General features: G+C 64.5%; 13 protein-coding genes and 1 pseudogene. 6 read left to right on the top strand and 8 right to left on the bottom strand.

From position 1 onward, the window contains the following. Positions 1-351: 351 nt before the first annotated feature. Positions 352-1,005: a TetR/AcrR family transcriptional regulator gene (locus tag CBY09_RS21620; RefSeq protein WP_094291634.1), complete on the bottom strand. Its 654-nt coding sequence runs from the start codon at positions 1,003-1,005 to the stop codon at positions 352-354. Between the two features lie 251 nt (positions 1,006-1,256). Between CBY09_RS21620 and fabF the strand changes: the two genes are divergently transcribed. The 3 genes from fabF (at position 1,257) to CBY09_RS21605 (ending at position 5,023) form a co-directional block, all read left to right on the top strand. Next, on the top strand, positions 1,257-2,540 hold the full coding sequence (gene fabF, locus CBY09_RS21615; protein ID WP_094291633.1) for a beta-ketoacyl-ACP synthase II: 1,284 nt from the start codon (positions 1,257-1,259) through the stop codon (positions 2,538-2,540). Between the two features lie 100 nt (positions 2,541-2,640). After that, positions 2,641-4,059, top strand: a complete 1,419-nt coding sequence (glmU, locus tag CBY09_RS21610) for a bifunctional UDP-N-acetylglucosamine diphosphorylase/glucosamine-1-phosphate N-acetyltransferase GlmU (RefSeq protein ID WP_094291632.1) — start codon at positions 2,641-2,643, stop codon at positions 4,057-4,059. A 181-nt stretch (positions 4,060-4,240) separates the two neighbouring features. Further along, positions 4,241-5,023 carry a sensor histidine kinase gene (locus CBY09_RS21605; RefSeq protein WP_205734192.1) on the top strand — a complete coding sequence of 261 codons (783 nt, stop codon included), beginning with the start codon at positions 4,241-4,243 and terminating at the stop codon, positions 5,021-5,023. A 27-nt stretch (positions 5,024-5,050) separates the two neighbouring features. Here the strand turns inward: CBY09_RS21605 and CBY09_RS21600 are convergent, their stop codons facing one another. Both CBY09_RS21600 and CBY09_RS21595 read right to left on the bottom strand, forming a co-directional pair. Next, positions 5,051-6,103: a sensor domain-containing diguanylate cyclase gene (locus CBY09_RS21600; RefSeq protein WP_094291630.1), complete on the bottom strand. Its 1,053-nt coding sequence runs from the start codon at positions 6,101-6,103 to the stop codon at positions 5,051-5,053. Positions 6,104-6,253: 150 nt separating this feature from the next. Continuing rightward, positions 6,254-6,745 carry an Lrp/AsnC family transcriptional regulator gene (locus CBY09_RS21595; protein WP_094291713.1) on the bottom strand — a complete coding sequence of 164 codons (492 nt, stop codon included), beginning with the start codon at positions 6,743-6,745 and terminating at the stop codon, positions 6,254-6,256. 135 nt (positions 6,746-6,880) lie between these two features. Between CBY09_RS21595 and glmS the strand changes: the two genes are divergently transcribed. Beyond that, on the top strand, positions 6,881-8,806 hold the full coding sequence (gene glmS / locus CBY09_RS21590; protein WP_094291629.1) for a glutamine--fructose-6-phosphate transaminase (isomerizing): 1,926 nt from the start codon (positions 6,881-6,883) through the stop codon (positions 8,804-8,806). A 347-nt stretch (positions 8,807-9,153) separates the two neighbouring features. Here glmS and CBY09_RS21585 read toward each other — a convergent pair whose 3' ends face one another. After that, the gene (locus CBY09_RS21585) at positions 9,154-10,674 is read right to left on the bottom strand and encodes an alpha/beta hydrolase family protein (RefSeq protein WP_094291628.1); all 1,521 of its coding nucleotides are present in this window, start codon (positions 10,672-10,674) and stop codon (positions 9,154-9,156) included. Positions 10,675-10,806: 132 nt separating this feature from the next. On the opposite strand from CBY09_RS21585, the gene CBY09_RS21580 reads away from it, so the two are divergent. Both CBY09_RS21580 and CBY09_RS23555 read left to right on the top strand, forming a co-directional pair. Next, positions 10,807-11,805, top strand: a complete 999-nt coding sequence (locus CBY09_RS21580) for a helix-turn-helix transcriptional regulator (RefSeq protein ID WP_165773962.1) — start codon at positions 10,807-10,809, stop codon at positions 11,803-11,805. 227 nt (positions 11,806-12,032) lie between these two features. Further along, a pseudogene (locus CBY09_RS23555) lies at positions 12,033-12,141 on the top strand (DNA/RNA non-specific endonuclease); the annotation flags it as partial. A 792-nt stretch (positions 12,142-12,933) separates the two neighbouring features. On the opposite strand, the gene CBY09_RS21570 reads toward CBY09_RS23555, so the two are convergent. The 4 genes from CBY09_RS21570 to pcaF all read right to left on the bottom strand — a co-directional run bounded on the left by CBY09_RS21570 (position 12,934) and on the right by pcaF (position 17,431). Then, positions 12,934-14,259: an MmgE/PrpD family protein gene (locus CBY09_RS21570; protein WP_094291625.1), complete on the bottom strand. Its 1,326-nt coding sequence runs from the start codon at positions 14,257-14,259 to the stop codon at positions 12,934-12,936. A gap of 1 nt (position 14,260) precedes the next feature. Continuing rightward, entirely contained in the window at positions 14,261-15,004 is a 744-nt protein-coding gene (locus CBY09_RS21565) for an alpha/beta fold hydrolase (protein WP_165773961.1), read from the bottom strand. A 144-nt stretch (positions 15,005-15,148) separates the two neighbouring features. After that, on the bottom strand, positions 15,149-16,126 hold the full coding sequence (locus tag CBY09_RS21560; RefSeq protein ID WP_094291623.1) for a Bug family tripartite tricarboxylate transporter substrate binding protein: 978 nt from the start codon (positions 16,124-16,126) through the stop codon (positions 15,149-15,151). A 99-nt stretch (positions 16,127-16,225) separates the two neighbouring features. Beyond that, entirely contained in the window at positions 16,226-17,431 is a 1,206-nt protein-coding gene (gene pcaF / locus CBY09_RS21555) for a 3-oxoadipyl-CoA thiolase (protein WP_094291622.1), read from the bottom strand. Between the last annotated feature and the right edge of the window lie 22 nt (positions 17,432-17,453).

Below are 17,453 nucleotides of genomic sequence, written 5' to 3'. Positions count from 1 at the left end.
CCGTCGGATCGTCGCGGCAGACGGCTCCAGCGGCTTGACTGGGCGTTTGCCCGGTTCTTGACTGGGCGTCTCATTCGGGGGCCAGCAGCTGCAATCAGCGGGTGCAGTGGGTAAGGTGTGCGCGGACTTGGCGTGGGGGTTTTGACGAAAGCAAGGCGCGGTCGGCACTGCCGCAAGCAGCTGCGTCACAGCCGCTGTGATGGGGCGGGGGCTTGTGTGGCGCTGTCTGCGCTTGAGCGATGGTCCGCACCCCGGTGGGAGCGCTCACCGCGCAGGGGCTTCTCGCGCCAGCCCCACCAGCAGCACAAGAAGCTCTTTGATGGCAATGGACCTGGTCTGGGACCCGGTGTCTCAGGCGCTTGGCGTGTCCAGCAGGCGGATCAGCTGATCCTGCAGGGTAATCAGAATCTCCTCAGACAACCCCGGCTGCGCGGCCGCTGTGGCGCGGGCCAGTACCAGGCCGCCGACCATGGTGGCCAGCACCTGCATGGCGTGCGCGCGGTGGGTGGCTGCAGTGGCGGCTGCCGTTGTTTCGTCGGCATCCTGCGGCGCGGTGCCCGCGGACACGGCGGGCATAGCAGGCTCGGCGTCGGCCAGCAGTTGCGCAAAGCGCTGGATGTTGCGCTCGATGCCTTCGGCAAACACCTGCGACAACTCGCCGCCCGCGCGTGCTGCGTCCACTGCCAGCGCGGCGGCGGGGCAGCCGCTGCCGGGGGCGTCGCGGTGCTGGGGCGAGAGGTAGCTTTGGATGCGGTCGGCCACGCTGGCGTTGGGCATGTGGCCGTCCAGCGGCGCAATCGACCAGTCGAACGCACGGGCGCAGGCTTCGCGCACCAGGGCGTCCTTGGACTCGAAATGCCGGTACAGCCCGCCGTGGGTGAGCCCCGCGTCGCGTGTGATGTCGGCCACGCCCACGCCCGTGAGGCCGCGCTCGCGGTAGAGCCGGGCGGCGGCGTCCAGGATGCCCTGGCGGTTTTCGGCGGCCTGTGCCTTGGAGACTTTCATGGGGTGGGCCTTCTATTGATTGCGATCGTACGCAAAGCGGTGTTTTGTGTTTATGATGACGGCCCTAATCATAAATGCCCGATCCTTCTGTGGCGGTGTGACCGCGTGGCCCGCCACCGGGCAGCCGCTGGCCCCGTCAACCCCGGGGCCGCAGAGGCGCCGGGCGGCAACCAGCGAGGTGATTCCATGACCCCCACCCCTCTTTCCCACCGCAGCGCCCTGGCGCCTGCCGCACACGGAGCGGCCCGCTGATGCGCCGCGTCGTCATCACCGGCATGGGCTTGGTGTCACCACTGGGTTGCAATGTCGAGCTGGCCTGGCAGCGCCTGCTGGCGGGCCGCTCGGGCATCACCGTGCTGCCCGAGGCCGTGACCGAAGGAGTGCCCGCCAAGGTGGCCGGGCGGGTGCTGCCGCTGTCCGAGGACCCCGAGGGCGGCTGGGATGTGGATGCCATCATCTCGGCCAAGGACCAGCGCAAGATGGACCGCTTCATCCCCTTTGCGCTGGGCGCTGCCGACCAGGCGCTGGCCCAGGCGGGCTGGCCGGTGGTGGGGGGGGACGAGTCGGCGCTCGCGCGCACGGCCACCGTCATTGCCTCGGGCATTGGCGGCTTTGGCGCGATTGCCGACGCGGTGCGCACCACCGAAACGCGCGGGCCGCAGCGGCTGTCGCCGTTCACCGTGCCGTCGTTTCTGGTCAACCTGGCGGCGGGGCAGGTGTCGATCCGCCACGGGCTCAAGGGGCCGCTGGGTGCGCCGGTCACGGCCTGCGCGGCCAGCGTGCAGGCGCTGGGCGACGCGGCCCGGTTGATCCGCGCGGGCGAGGCCGATATCGCCGTGTGTGGTGGCAGCGAGGCCGCCATCGACCGCGTGAGCCTGGGCGGCTTTGCGGCGGCCAAGTCGCTGTCCACGGGGTTCAATGCCACGCCCGAGCAAGCCTCACGCCCGTTCGATGCACAGCGTGACGGCTTTGTGATGGGTGAGGGCGCGGGCATGCTGGTGATCGAGGCGCTGGACCACGCCCTCGCACGCGGCGCGCAGCCGCTGGCGGAGCTGGTGGGCTACGGCACGTCGGCCGACGCGCACCACATCACCTCGGGGCCGGAAGATGGCGACGGCGCCGCGCGCAGCATGGCCGCCGCGCTGGCGCAGGCGGGGCTGCGGGCTGACGAGGTGCAGCACCTCAATGCCCACGCCACCTCCACCCCGGTGGGCGACCGGGGCGAACTCGCCGCCATTCGCCGCGTGTTTGGCACGGGTGCAGGGCCTGCGATCGTCTCCACCAAGTCGGCCACGGGCCATCTGCTGGGTGCGGCGGGCGCGGTGGCCACCATCTTCACGGTGCAGGCGCTGCGCGACCAGGTGGTGCCCGGCACGCTGAACCTGCACGCGCCGGATGAACTGGCGCAAGGCCTGGATCTGGTGGCGCTGACGCCACGCCGCATGGCGCTCACGCACGCCATGGTCAACGGTTTTGGTTTTGGCGGGGTGAATGCGACCCTGGTGTTGCGGCGCTGGCAGCCTGGGGCGGCCTGAGGGCGGGAGGCTGCTGGTGGGGCGCGGGCGGCGCAGCCGATAATCCCGCACCGGCCCGCGCGGCGCACCGCCCCGGGCTACTGATCTCCAGACGCATTCCATGACCCCAATCGACATCCTCATCATGGCGGCCGGCAAGGGCACGCGCATGAAAAGCCGCCTCCCCAAAGTGCTACAGCGCCTGGCCGGACGCCCGCTGCTGCACCACGTGCTGGACCAGGCGGCCCACCTGCAGGCGCGCAGCGCCATCGTCATCACGGGCCATGGTGCTATAGAAGTAGAAGCGGCTTGCGCAGGTGCAGCGGGCGCAGACAGCAGTTTTGCCCTGAAATTTGTGCGCCAGGAACCCCAGCTGGGCACGGGCCACGCCGTGTTGCAGGCCGTACCCCACCTGCGCGATGACGGCACGGCCGTGGTGCTGTCGGGCGATGTGCCGCTGACCCAGGCCGACACGCTGCGCGCGCTGGTGGCGGCCAGTGGCGGCGAGCAGTTGGCGCTGCTCACGGTGACCCTGCCCGACCCCACGGGCTATGGCCGCATCCTGCGCAACGCCGATGGCGCCGTGCAGGGCATCGTCGAACACAAGGATGCGAATGACGCCCAGCGCGCCATCACCGAGATCTACAGCGGCATCATGGCCGTGCCCGCGCGGCTGCTGCGCGGCTGGCTGGCGCGGCTGACCAATGACAATGCCCAGGGCGAGTACTACCTCACCGACATCGTCGCCATGGCCGTGGCCGACGGCGTGCCTGTGGTGGCCCACCACATCACCGACGCGCTGCAGGTGGCGGGCGTCAACAGCCCGCTGCAACTGGCCGAGCTGGAACGCGCGCACCAGCTGCGCCAGGCCCGTGCCTTGATGGAGCAGGGCGTGCGCCTGGCCGACCCCGCGCGGTTCGATGTGCGCGACGACACCCGCACCGGCGTGCGCGGCGAGCTGCTGTGTGGGCAGGACGTGGAGATCGACGTGAACTGCGTCTTCACCGGCCGCGTGGAACTGGGCGAGGGCGTGAGCATTGGCGCGAACTGCTGCATCGCCAACGCACGCATCGCTGCAGGCGCGGTGATCCATCCCTACACCCACATCGACGGCGAAAAGGCCGGAGCCACCGTGGGCGAGGGCGCGCTGATCGGCCCCTTTGCCCGCTTGCGCCCCGGCGCGCAACTGGGCCGCGAGGTGCACATCGGCAACTTTGTGGAAGTGAAGAACAGCACCATGGCCGACGGCGCCAAGGCCAACCATCTGGCCTACCTGGGCGACGCCACCGTGGGCGAGCGCGTGAACTACGGCGCGGGCAGCATCACCGCCAACTACGACGGTGCCAACAAGCACCGCACGGTGATCGAGGCCGACGTACACATCGGCAGCAACTGCGTGCTGGTGGCGCCCGTGACCATTGGCGCAGGCGGCACGGTGGGCGGTGGCAGCACCATCACCAAGAGCACGGCGCCTGGCGCGCTGAGCGTGGCGCGGGGCAAGCAGGTGAGCATTGCCAACTGGTCTCGCCCGAAAAAATGAAGCACCCCCTGAGTCGCTTCGCGCCTTCCCCCTCCAGGGGGACGACAGCCTTTGCTGCGGGGCGGCCCTTGCTGGCTGTCCTCGCCTGCGTCTTCGTCTTCGTGCATAGCGCGTTGGCGCCTCGTTGTGCCATGCACGCTTCTGTGACCTGCGGCGGGAGATGAAAGTGGCTGGTGCAGACATGACCCCCGAACAGCTGCGCGCCGAACTGGCCCGCAGCCAGCAGCAGGTGGCCGACATGGCGGCTGCGCAGGAGGAGTTCTTGCGCGCCGTCTCGCACGACCTGCGCGCGCCGCTGCGGCATGTAACGTCGTACGGCACGCTGGTGCGCGAGGTGCTGGGCGACTTGCCGCCCGAGGTGGCGCGGGGCGCCGAGGTACAGGAGGCCCTGGGTTTCCTCGCCACCATGGACCAGTCCGCCCGGCGCATGGGGCTCATGATCGACGGCCTGCAAGCCCTGGTGCGTGCCAGCCGCGCCCCACTGCGCCTGCAGCCTGTGCCGCTGGCCGATGCGATGGCCCAGGCGCGCGCCACGCTGGCCCCTGCCAAGGCTGGGCGTGCCGTGGAATGGCGCGTGGATGCCGACCTGCCCACGCTGTGGGCCGACCCGGTGTTGCTGCAGGAGTTGCTGGTGCAGTTGCTGGGCAATGCGCTCAAGTTCACACGCCCCGTGGCCCAGCCCTGCATCACCGTGCGGGCCGATGCGGCACCGGCAGGTAGCGTGGCCTTCACGCTGCAGGACAACGGCGTGGGCTTTGACCCGGCGCGTGCGGGCACCCTGTTCGGCGTGTTCCAGCGCCTGCACCGTGAGACCGAGTTTGACGGCGTGGGCACGGGGCTGGCGCTGTGCCGCGCGATTGCCCAGCGCCATGGCGCCACGGTGACCGCCACGGCGGCGCCGGGAGCGGGCTGCACGGTGCGGGTGGCGTGGCCTGTGGCCGCTTTGGCTGCTGAGGCAGCGTAAGAGCCGACGTCTCTGTAAAAAACGCGTTTAGACCGCTGGCGCCAGCGCGGGCTCCATGTAGCCCGACACGCGGTTGCGCCCCTCGTGCTTGGCCACATACAGCGCCGCGTCGGCCGCATCGATCCAGGCGCGCAGGTTGCTGTGGCGGTGGTCGGCCGGGGCCACGCCGATGCTGCTGGTGATGCGCAGATCGGGCAGGTGGCGCAGCCGCACGCATTCGGTCTGCTCGCGGATACGCTGGGCAATCGCCAGGGCGTCGCGGGCGTGCATGCCGGGCAGCACGATGGCAAACTCATCGCCGCCAAAGCGCCCCGCGCAGTCGCCCGCGCGCACATGGCCGCGCACCACATGGGCCAGGGCCCGGATCACCTCGTCCCCCACGGTGTGGCCGTGCAGGTCGTTGATGCTTTTGAAATGGTCGATGTCCAGCATCAGCATGCAGGCGGGTTCGTCGGTGGTGTGGTGGCGGCGCAGCGCGGCTTCGGCCTGTTCCTGCCAGTGGCCACGGCCGAACAGGCCGGTGAGCGCGTCCACGCGCCGCAGCTCGTCGAGCATCAGGTTGCTGTGCGTGGCCTTGCGGATGAGCTGGTAGCTCACGATGCTGACGGAAAGCGTGTGCAGCACCATCACGGGCAGGCAGGCCACCATCACCCGCATGGAGGTCTCGGGCGCCCAGTGCATGCCGGTGAGCAGGGTGCTGGCGGCGCCTGCCACCAGCATCGCCACCAGGGCGCGCGCCCACAGCCCCCGGATACCGGTGGTGATCTTGTCCACCATGGTCAGGGTGAGCAGCAGCACGCTGGGCAGCAGGTTGAAATGCATGAGCGGCACCAGCGCAGCGGTCAGGGCCGAGTCGATGAGCAGATTGCGGGTTTCGGTGCGGTAAGGGTCGGCGCTGCGCTGGGTGAGCAGGTAGGCCACATGGGGCCAGGCAAAGCAGGGCAGCGCCATGCACAGCCAAGCCAGGGCGGAAGCCTGGCGCTCCCATAGCACCACGCCCACCACCATGCCGCCCAGCCCCATGCCCAGTATGCGCAGTGGATAGATGCGGCGGGGCATCTGGCGTCGGGAGGTTGGCATCGGTCTGTGGGAGCGCCCGCACGGGCAAAGGTCAAGGATGCGCGGGAGCTTACAGCGCACATCCAGACGATGCCAGCAAGAAATGACCATCTGGCGCCAGGCGCTCTGGTAGGGGTTTGGGCTATCAAATTTGATAGCTAGAAGCGCTTGTCAGCCGAGCGCAAGAGGCACTTTTGTGTCAAATTTTGCGCGCCGGGTGGCGAAGAAGGCCTTCACATTGCGCACATTGGCGTCACCCGTAAACAGCCGCTGCGACAGCGCCAGGTACCCCGGCATGTCGCGCGTGTGCACCACCAACACAAAGTCCGGGCCGGGCGATACGCGCCAGCATTGCTGCACGGCGTCGTCAGCCACGGCGCGGGCTTCGAACGCGTCAAGCTGTTCGGCGCCCTGGCGGTCCAGCGACACCTCGACGATGCAGGCCAGTCCGTGGCCCTGCAGCGCGGCCAGCCGGTCGGGCTGCAGGATGGCCACCTGGCGTTCGATCAGCCCCGCATCCTGCAGGCGCTTGACGCGGCGCAGACAGGTGGGGGGCGACACATGCACCTGCTCGGCCAGCGCCTGGTTGCTTTGTGCGGCGTCGGTTTGCAGCAGGTTGAGCAGCTGCAGGTCGGTGGCATCCAGTGTGATTTGTTCCGTCATCATTGTTATTTTGAACTTAAATTTCATCAATGGGTTTCAATGAAATTTAAGTTCAAATTCATCTGAAAATTAATCAAACATTTCTTTTGTGGCTGCCTACCATCGCTCCATCGTTTTCCAACCAAGGCATTCACTATGTGCGGCATCGTCGGCGCAGTCTCCACGCGCAACATCGTTCCTATCCTCGTGCAGGGCCTGCAGCGGCTGGAGTACCGGGGTTATGACTCCTGCGGCGTGGCCGTGCACGGCGCCAGCATCGACGCCTCGCGCCACGGCACCGCACGTGGCGGCTTGCAGCGTGCCCGCAGCACGGCCCGCGTGGCCGAGCTGCTGGAGCAGGTGCAGGCCGAACATGTCGATGGCGCCACCGGCATCGCCCACACGCGCTGGGCCACCCACGGCGCCCCGGCCGTGCACAACGCCCACCCGCACTTCAGCCACGGCCTGGGCGTTGACGCTGCCACCCAGCAGGCGGGCCGCGTGGCGCTGGTGCACAACGGCATCATCGAAAACCACGAAGAACTTCGCCGCAGCCTGCAGGCACGCGGCTACGTGTTTGCCAGCCAGACCGACACCGAGGTCATCGCCCACCTGGTGGACAGCCACTACAGCGGCGACCTGTTCGAAGCCGTGCGGGCCACAGTGGCCGAGCTGCACGGCGCCTACGCCATTGCGGTGATCCACAAGGACGAACCCCACCGCGTGGTGGGTGCGCGTGCGGGCTCGCCGCTGATCCTGGGGGTTGGAAACGCAGGGGCGGAGCATTTCCTGGCCAGCGACGCGATGGCCCTGGCAGGCGTGACGGACCAGATCGTCTACCTGGAAGAGGGCGACCTGGTGGACTTGCAACTGGGCCGCTACTGGATCGTGGGCAAGGACGGCGCCGCGTTGACCCCCGCGCAGCGCCCCGTGCGCACCGTGCAGGCCCACAGCGGCGCGGCCGAGCTGGGCCCCTACCGCCACTACATGCAAAAGGAAATCTTCGAGCAGCCGCGCGCGATTGCCGACACGCTCGAAGGTGTGGAGGGCATCGTGCCCGAACTGTTCGACGGCGCGGGCCAAAACGGCCAGCCCGGCGCGGCTGCCTGGCGCGTGTTCAAGGAGATTGACAACGTCCTCATCCTGGCCTGCGGCACCAGCTACTACAGCGGCTGCGCGGCCAAATACTGGCTCGAAGAAATCGCCGGCATCCCCACCCAGGTCGAAGTGGCCAGCGAATACCGCTACCGCACCAGCGTTCCCAATCCGCGCACCCTGGTGGTCACCATCACCCAGAGCGGTGAAACCGCCGACACGCTGGCCGCGCTGCGCCACGCGCAGAGCCTGGGCATGCAGCACACGCTGACCATCTGCAACGTGGCCACCAGCGCCATGGTGCGCGAATGCAAGCTGGCTTACATCACGCGCGCTGGCGTCGAGATCGGCGTGGCCAGCACCAAGGCCTTCACCACGCAGTTGGCGGGCCTGTTCTTGCTGACGCTCGCGCTGGCGCAGAGCAAGGGCCGCCTGAGCGAAGAACAGGAAGCCGCCCACCTCAAAGCCATGCGTCACCTGCCCATGGCCCTGCAGGCCGTGCTGGCACTGGAACCCCAGCTCATCAGCTGGGCCGAAGACTTCGCCCGCATGGAAAACGCACTCTTCCTGGGCCGGGGCCTGCACTACCCCATCGCGCTGGAAGGTGCCTTGAAGCTCAAGGAGATCAGCTACATCCATGCCGAGGCCTACCCGGCCGGTGAACTCAAGCATGGCCCCCTGGCCCTGGTGACCAGCGCCATGCCGGTGGTGACGGTGGCGCCCAACGACGCGCTGCTCGAAAAGCTCAAGAGCAACATGCAGGAAGTGCGCGCCCGCGCCGGCGTGCTGTATGTGCTGGCCGATGGCGACACCCACATCGAAAGCAGCGAAGGCATCCACGTGATCCGCATGCCGGAACACTACGGTCCGCTGAGCCCGCTGCTGCACGTGGTGCCGCTGCAGCTGCTGGCGTACCACACGGCATGTGCGCGGGGAACGGATGTCGATAAGCCCCGCAACCTGGCCAAAAGCGTCACAGTGGAGTGAGCGTCAGATAGTGGCTGCGACCTCTGATCGTAAAAATAAACTCTGTAACCTGTAAATAAAACCTGTGATGGTGCAGCGCATCTGCACCGATGGGCTCCAAGCGCCTCAGTTGAGGCGCTTTTTTATTGTCAGATCACAAAGCTATGGGGGAGTTGGATGCTTTGAGTTCATCGCACCCTGACTGGGGTGCATTCGACCGTTGCTTTTCAATGGTTACTCATCAATCGGCTGGCGAACGCACCACAGGCATGGACCATCTTCGTCAACGGTGGAACAGTTGTTCAGAAGCAGTGCACCCAACACGAGCAAGGTGCACGGACCATTGCGTTTCGAAGCACGCTGGCTGCTCACGGTTGAGCGGCCAGAACGTTCTGAAAGTAGCTGCGCGCCGCAACTTCGCACAGCGGATACACCAGGAATGGGTGGTATGCAAACGCGACAGCTTGCGCTGGGTCGGTTTTTGCTGCGATGGCCGCATTGATGGTTTCCGCCTTGGCCTGGGTGAAAGCCGACTTCACCGATGCGAACGGATCGTGGGGGCCCGACGGCGTCGAGTCGACATCGAGCACGGTCAAAAGCGATCGCGACATCCCCTTGGCGAGAAAGTAAGCCTCGGCCGCCTCGGTGTTTTTCGAGAACACGACAGGGTCGGCATTGCCGCCGCACAGCATCGTGGGCACGTTGGGCGCGTACGTGCGCAAATCGTTCTTGAGCATGGCTTTGCGCAGCGGATGCGCGGGCGTGCAAGGCGAGGGCATGCCCGCAGCGGTGTTGCAGGGGTTCTGCTCCGCGTCGCGCAGGTAGCCTGTGCGGAAGCTCGATTTGATCAGGTTGCCTGGTCCGAAGTACGGAGCGAACTGCGGCGCCGAGGGGCCCGGCATGGAATCCGCCGCAAACAATGCAGCCGCCGGCAGCTTTCCTGTGGCCAAGAGATTCGTGATCGTTGCACCCGGTCCCGGCAGCAGCGATTCGATGCCAGTTGCATACGGCGCCTCATACAGATCGCTCGGAGACGCATACAGCCCGCCATAGGATTTTTGGTAGCTGGTGAAGGTGAGCGGCAGAAACACGGTGCCAAGCATCAGCGGGCTGCCGGCAAAGACCGTGTCAGAAACCAACGACATGGCATACGGGCCCGCCCCGCTGGCCAGCGCGGTGACCTGAAATTCGGAAGCGTAGGTCGTCTGCATCGCGCGCTGTGTGGCCATCGAAACGTGGCCTCCCTGAGAGTAACCCGTAATCAGCAGTTTGTTGGATGGCTGCGCTCCGACGGCCGAAAACGCTTTCTTGGCGGCGCGCATGCCATCCACCATGTCATTAGCCTGCTGCTCTGCATTGAGGTACGGGTGGTAGCCCAGCGATGACGTGCCGTAGCCTGCGTAGTTCGGCGCGACCACGATGAAGCCTTGTGCGGCATAGGTGGCGGCGGGCACGCTGGCCTGGAAGAAATCACGGATGTTGGCCATGTTGAAGGCCTTGTCCGTTTCGGTGCCGTGCGCATACAGCACCACCGGACGTGGGCCGGAACAGGCTGAATCGGAGCCGGAAGGAACCAGAATGGCGCCCGTGGAGTCGGTTGACTCGCCCGCCCCGCCAACGGTCGCGTATTTGATGTTGTAGACCGAGATGGCACATTTTGGCGCGCCAGTGATTTTGGTAAGGCCCGGATGCGTGGCTTCCAGTATCTGCCCGAACTGCGCAGGTGCAATGGTTGTGGTTGCGGTGCCGTCCATCTGCGTGACGGGCACCCGATTCGGATCGGCGAGGAGAGATCCCCGGCTCTGCATATCGTCGCTGCCCCCGCCGCAGCCCACCAACACGGCTGTTGCGAGCACCGCCGCCGTGAGTTGGAAATGTTGTTGTTGCATCTTGTCTCCTTTTGTTAGAAAGAGGGGGCATAGTAGGAAGGCGCGCCGCGCTTTGCGAGATCTACAGATGTAGACGGTCATAGCGGCGGGCAGTTTGAAAATCGCAAGATCCGGACTTCCATGGCCCCGCACATGAGCTCCTCTGCTTCCACGACCAACTCCGATGAATGCGTGCTGAGCGATCAGTTGCTTGCGCTCGGCCGGCTCGCGCGCGGTGAGCCGCCTACGGGGTTCCTGCGCGCGGCGGTGACGCTGATGGGGAAGTGCCTTCGCTACCGCAGCGCCTGGTGGGGCTTGTGCTTCGACCGCGGGCCCGAAGAGATGCCCGACATCATTCAGGCGGAGGCCATTGGCCTGCCTGAATCGTTCGCGGCTGACTGGCGGCGGGTGGAATCTGGCAACGTCTTCGCTCGAACCACAGTGCGCGAGCGCGGGGTAGTCCAGCGCCTGGCGTCTGCTTGCAGCGGGCCTGCAGAGGCCACCGCCCTGGCGGAGCTGGCGCGGCAGCTGGATATCGAAGGAGCCATGGCGCTGTGCCTGGAGGAGGAGGCTAGCGGCCAACTATTCTTCGTGGTGCTCTACCGTGCCGCTGGAGACCAGCCTTTCAGCGACGCGGAAGCGGCGATGTTCCGCGAACTGGTGCGCCATGTTGCCCAGCTGTGGCGGTTCGCGCTTCAGGACGCGCTATGCCAGGCGGAAGCCAACAGTCTCGGCCGCATGGCATTGGCCCGGCGCGATGGCCAGATCGTCTACGCCGGTAGCCAGATCAGCGAGCAGCTCTCTGCCCACTGGCCCGCTTGGGATGGGTTGCAGCTACCGGCCGAGGTGGTGTCGCAGTTGCAAAAGGCGCCCTTCACACAGCGCATGGGCCTGACCCGCCTCGTGGTTACGCCGTTGGCCGACCATCTACAGCTGGCCATCGAGTCCGCCGACGTGCCCACAGGCCTGCTGACGCCGCGTGAACGCCGTGTGGCGCATCTGTTCGCTCAGGGCATGAGCTACAAGGTGATCGCGCAGCAGCTCTCGCTGAGCCCCGCAACGGTGCGAACCTACCTTCGACAGGCCTACCTTCGCCTGGGCGTGAAGACCAAGATGGAGTTGCACGGTGCGCTGTCTGGGCGTGCACGTTGACAGGCAAGTCCCCCCCCTGCGACTAAACATCAAACGAAGATGTCGCCAGTTTCGCAATGGATTGGTGGACAACGAATACATCCGCTGGTGCGAAGAAAGCTGGAACAATATTTCTCCTAAGCCCCTTCGTCTCGTCGAATACCAGGTGAACCTCGGATGTGTTGTAGAAGCAGCCGAAGTTTTTTTCCGCACCCTCAGGGGGTCACTTCTGTGTGGAAATCAACGACCAGCACAACGGTGGCGCCTGGAACAAGATCGAGCAGGACACGCGGCACTACGTGAAGCGGGCCAAGGGAGATGTGTTTGTGATCACCGGACCGGTGTTCACGGATGGGCGCGCCGATGTTACGGAATCGGATACGAAAGCCGCCTATGCTTCATCCGGGTACTTGGCTCATCGCACCGACGTGGAAGCATTGTGGCGCCATTCCGTCGGGGGCAAAGATATAGATCCAGATTTGCTCAAGCCGTTGCGTGTCGAGGATCTGGCGGGAAACGTGGTCGTTGCAGAGCACAATCGACAATTTCAACCAGCGCGTCAACGAACGGCATGTCGAAAGCATGCTAACCCCTAGTGAGCGAGATGCTCTTGCAAAACTCGCCCCTCCAAAAAAACCAAGACTGCAGGCGGGAAGGTACGCCCATTGCGTCCAGTGGCGGCGACCAAGCAGGCACTGCTTGATGCGTTCGAGCACGTGGCCAAGAGCGTGATGATCGACAGTCAGACTTCCTCTAAGATCTTCGACGGACTTTATTTGTAGACGCCTGAACGTGGCAGTCCATTTGAGGTTTTCCGACAGACTTTCACGTAGTGCTTGCACGTAGAAGAATCAACGACTTAAGCCTGGTGATCTCGACGAACTTTATTTGTTGGAGTCAATGGCTGACTCCAACAAATAAAGTTCGTCGGACGTAAATAAAGTCCGTCGGGGAAATTCCGTATTGAGAAATTAATCCTGCCTCATTTGAGGCGGTTCATGTATCGATGCATGCGGAGGGGAAGGGCGGTGGGCTTCTTCAGGCTGATAGTACTCATTCGTGATCGAGATGCGAACGGCAGCAACCGCTGCATTGCGGTCGCCTAGCGCCAGTTCTTAGAACACTCCAAACGAACTAGCGCTGATGGACCTAAAACAAATCGTTGCGACTGTCGAGAGCCCAGATCTTCTCCAACAGGGCCCTAGCTTGAGTTGCACCAATGATCGGTTCTGCAAGCTCCAAGAATTTGCCTTCAAGTTCGGCATCTGTGAGAGCCAGCTCAGGATCTCCCTTGCGGTTGGGCTGCAAATGTGTAAGCCGACGACCATCCACAGTCTCTATCTCGATGCGGGCGGAGCGCTGCCCTGGGAATGCTGCGTCAAGAGCCGGATCCACCTCAACAGTCATACGCTCCATCAGAGCGCGTGTACGTTCATCATCCAGTCGATCTGGCTCGTAAGCCGCCAAGCGAACGCTGCCATGTGACAGCGCAGTGGCGACGACATAGGTCAGGCTGAATCGCGCTTCATTGGCCGTTGTGGGGGTGGTGTAGCAAGCAATGTCCAGAGCGGGGCGGTAGGTCGCAACCCGCACGCTCTTGATTTCGTCCGCCTGAAGATTGTGGCGCTCTCGCAGCTCCAGCGCGCCATCAATGGCTGCAAAAGTGTGTCCGCAGCCAATGTGATTTTTGAAGGTCAGTCGAGTGATGTGGAAATCCTGGCCCAGCGTTGCACCGACGGTGGACCAATCTGGGCCGTTGCTCATGGCTTGCCCAAGACCGGTGTCTCCATCCAGCACATCCAGCGATCCGGTCAAGCCGCGCGAAGCCAGTTGTGCCGCAAGTAAGCCCGCCTCGGCGGCGCGCCCTGCGTGCAGTGGCTTGGACATCGAGTCCATGCGGAAAGCCTGCTGAAGCCCTGCCGCAAACGTCGCGGCAGTTGCAAGCGCATGGGCGAACGCGGGGCCGTCGAGGCGCATGACTCCGCCCACGGCAGCCGCCGCACCAAAACTGCCTACCGTGCCGGTGCTGTGCCAGAACTTGTAATGAGGTCGGCCCATGACCACCCCGATGCGAGTGGAGACCTCGTACCCAAGCACAACCCCCCGCAGAAATTCGAGGCCGGAGACGCCAAGGTCGTGCCCTGCAGCCAGCGCGGCCGCAATAGTCGCTGCGCCAGGGTGGTACATCGCGTCGCGAAAGCTATCGTCTACCTCGGCCGCGTGTGCTGCAGCGCCGTTGATGAGCGCGGCCGTACGTGCCGTACTTCTACGTCCGTTACCTAGGAGGGATCGACCACGGTCGAGGTCATCTGCGAGGGTCTTCTCCAGGATAGCCACGGGCGGCGTATTCAAACCTGGGAACAAAGAGGCGTACCAATCGATCACTGCACGCTTGGCGTGGTGAATAACATCACCAGAAAGCGGCTGGCGCTGGAATTCGGTGGCATACCGTGCGAATACTTCTGTAGCGTGCATTTCAGGTTTCCTGACAAGGAGAAAATTTTTGATCAAACCAGTTCAACAACAGGCTGTTCACATCGCTGGCCGCCTCGTACTGCACCCAGTGGCCTGAACGGGGAACGACCACCGAAGTGCAAGGTCCACGGCGCTGCATGAGCATGGATGCAGTGGAATGTGGATGGGCAGTGACGTCATGCTCCCCCCAAGCAAGCAGCACAGGGCCTGTGTACCTTTCCAGCAGTTGTGGCAACTGAGAGGAACGGGAGATACGCTTACTATGAAACCGAGTCTGCAGGCATGACTGCGTATGGATCGCGAGAGCTGTGGTGTCGAGACTGTTGACGTTGTGGAGCATGTGCATCATCAGGTTGTGGCGCATAGCTGCGTCAAACTCCACCCAGTCCTCTCGCTCAAGCGCAGGCTTCCAGTTGCGCAGTTCGCCCTTGGGACGGCGTTTACTTCCATGGCCTGCAGGCCCCAGCAGCGCAAGGCGTGAAATGGCACCGCGTTCGACTGACAGCCCGGCAGCGACCAGACCGCCAAAAGAGAATCCAGCCACACCTACCGGAGTATCCGGCCCCACTAACCGATCAAGAGAATGGCCGACCAGAGCCACCATCGCCTCAAGCGTGTGATCCGCCGGTAAGGATGAATCGCCATAGCCAGGCAGATCGGGCACCCAAACCGTATGGCGCGTGGCAAGCACCTCCACGTTACGTGCCCAGTGCCGCCAGTTGCCATGCCCGCCATGCAGCAGCACTACTGGACGTCCCTCCCCCCATCGACGCCAAGTCATTTGGAGTGTCGAACCGGCCAGAGAGACCTCCTGGCGGACCGCCGAGCGCTCAAGGTCGGCCAGCAGAGGCGCATCGGGTGGTGAGAATGAAAGGGCGGCTCCCATCGCTCAATCCACCTTGATAGACTGCTCTTTGACGACCTTGCGCCACTTGGCAACTTCAGCACGTACGATGCGCGCGGTTTCCTCGGGAGGGTCTAGGGTAACGGCCAGCCCTTCTGCTTGTGCCCGTTGGCGAAATGCGTCTGCTTCAGACGCGCGTTTAAACGCCGCGTAAAGTTGGTTCACAACCGGCGCTGGCGTTCCAGCAGGCGCGAAAATTCCGTACCAGACATCCGCCTGGTAACCCGTTACACCGGCCTCTGCAAAGGTGGGCACATCGGGCAGCAGCGGCGAACGTTTGCCGCTGGTCACACCCAAAGCTCTTAGCTTTCCACTGGCGATGAACGGGGCGACGCTGGGCAAAGTGCCAAAACCCACATCGATCTGGCCGGCTAAAACGTCCGTCACCAGCGGGCTCGCGCCTCGGTACGGCACGTGAATGACATACATGTTGGCCATGCTTTTGAGCAACTCCGCAGCCAAATGCGTGGAAGTGCCGTTCCCGGCCGAACCATAGGCCACCTTGCCTGGATGGGCCCTGGCCTGCGCAAGGAAGTGGGCGGCCGACTTCAGCGGACTGTCTGACCGAACCACCGCGACATTGGGTGCGCGCCCCAGCAAGGTGATGGGCGCGAACGCGGAGTCTGCTGCATAAGGCAATTTTGCGAATAGGCTAGGCACGATTGCGACAGCGCTAGTGTTCAACAAGAGCGTATGCCCATCGGGCGGGCTTTTCGCGACGAGGTCGTTGCCGATGACCGTACCTGCACCCGCCTTGTTTTCCACAAGCACCGGCTGGCCAAGCTCTCGCGAGAGTGCTTCACCCAGTGTGCGCGCCATGGCGTCTGTGCCACCTCCCGCGGGAAACGGAACCACAAGGCGGATGGGTTTGCTGGGGAACGTCTGTGCAACCACGGCAGAAGTTGCCAAGGCCAGCCACAGGATTCCCAGACCTGACATCCATTTGCGGACCATCCGATTCATCTTGTCTCCTTGTTCTTGTCTTGCGCGATGAAGGTTGTGCCCAAGAGCATCGTCTGAAGGCTGTCATAGCCTCCTGCGCGCGTCAGGCTCAGGGGAGGCTCACACTCTCTCCAAGATCAGCGCGATGCCCTGCCCCACTCCAATGCACATCGTGCAAAGCGCGTACCGGCCGCCCGTGTCGAGAAGCTGGTTGACGGCAGTAGTGGCCAATCGGGCGCCAGAAGCCCCCAGCGGATGCCCCAGGGCAATGGCGCCCCCGTTCGGATTCACGCGTGGGTCATCGTCCTCCAAGCCCAGATCGCGCAGAACTGCGAGCCCTTGCGCCGCAAAGGCTTCGTTCAGTTCAATCACGTCGAGCTGTGCCAGGGTCAATCCAGCCAGCTCCAGAACCTTGCGTGTGGCAGGTGCGGGGCCCATGCCCATGATGCGTGGCGCCACACCGGCCGTGGCCATGGCAACAACACGGGCGCGCGGTGTAAGCCCATGCCGTGCGGCTCCGTGCTCGTCGGCGAGCAACAATGCGCAGGCTCCGTCATTCACGCCCGAGGCGTTGCCGGCGGTCACCGTGCCATCGGGCCGCACCACGCCCTTGAGACGGCTCAGCGCTTCCAGGCTCGTCTCGCGCGGGTGTTCGTCGCGTGTGACCACCAGCACGTCGCCTTTCTTTTGCGGCACCGTGACCGGTACGATCTCGGCATCAAAGAAGCCGCGTTGCTGCGCAGCGACCGCATTGCGCTGTGAGGCCAATGCCATGCGGTCCTGGTCTTCGCGCGATATCTTGAAATCCGTTGCCACGTTCTCGGCCGTCTCGGGCATGCTGTCCGCGCCGTGCAAGGCCCTCATCTTAGGGTTGACCAAGCGCCAGCCGATCGTGGTGTCCTCAATCTTCGCCGCGCGCGAGAACGCACTCTCGGCCTTGCCCATCACGAAGGGCGCACGGCTCATGCTTTCCACGCCCCCCGCCAACATCAGGCTGGCCTCTCCAGATTTGATGGCCCTTGCGGCTGTGCCCAGTGCATCCAGCCCCGAGCCGCACAACCGGTTGACCGTGCTGCCGGGCAGGCCCACGGGAAATCCCGCCAGCAGGGCGGACATGCGGGCTACGTTGCGGTTGTCTTCTCCAGCCTGGTTGGCGCAACCGTAGACGATATCGGCCACGGCCTCCCAATCCAGGTTTGGATGGCGCGCCATCAAGGCCTGAAGGGGTACGGCGCCCAGGTCGTCGGCGCGCATGGATGACAGGCTACCGCCATAGCGTCCGAAGGGGGTGCGAACAGCGTCGCAGATGAAGGCATGTCGGGTCATCGTGACTCCAGGTTGATGATGC

The organism is Acidovorax kalamii, assembly GCF_002245625.1.
In the GTDB taxonomy this organism is placed as follows: domain Bacteria; phylum Pseudomonadota; class Gammaproteobacteria; order Burkholderiales; family Burkholderiaceae_C; genus Acidovorax; species Acidovorax kalamii.
Note: the sequence above shows the minus strand (reverse complement) of the source record. Positions and strands in the feature narration are given on the sequence as shown.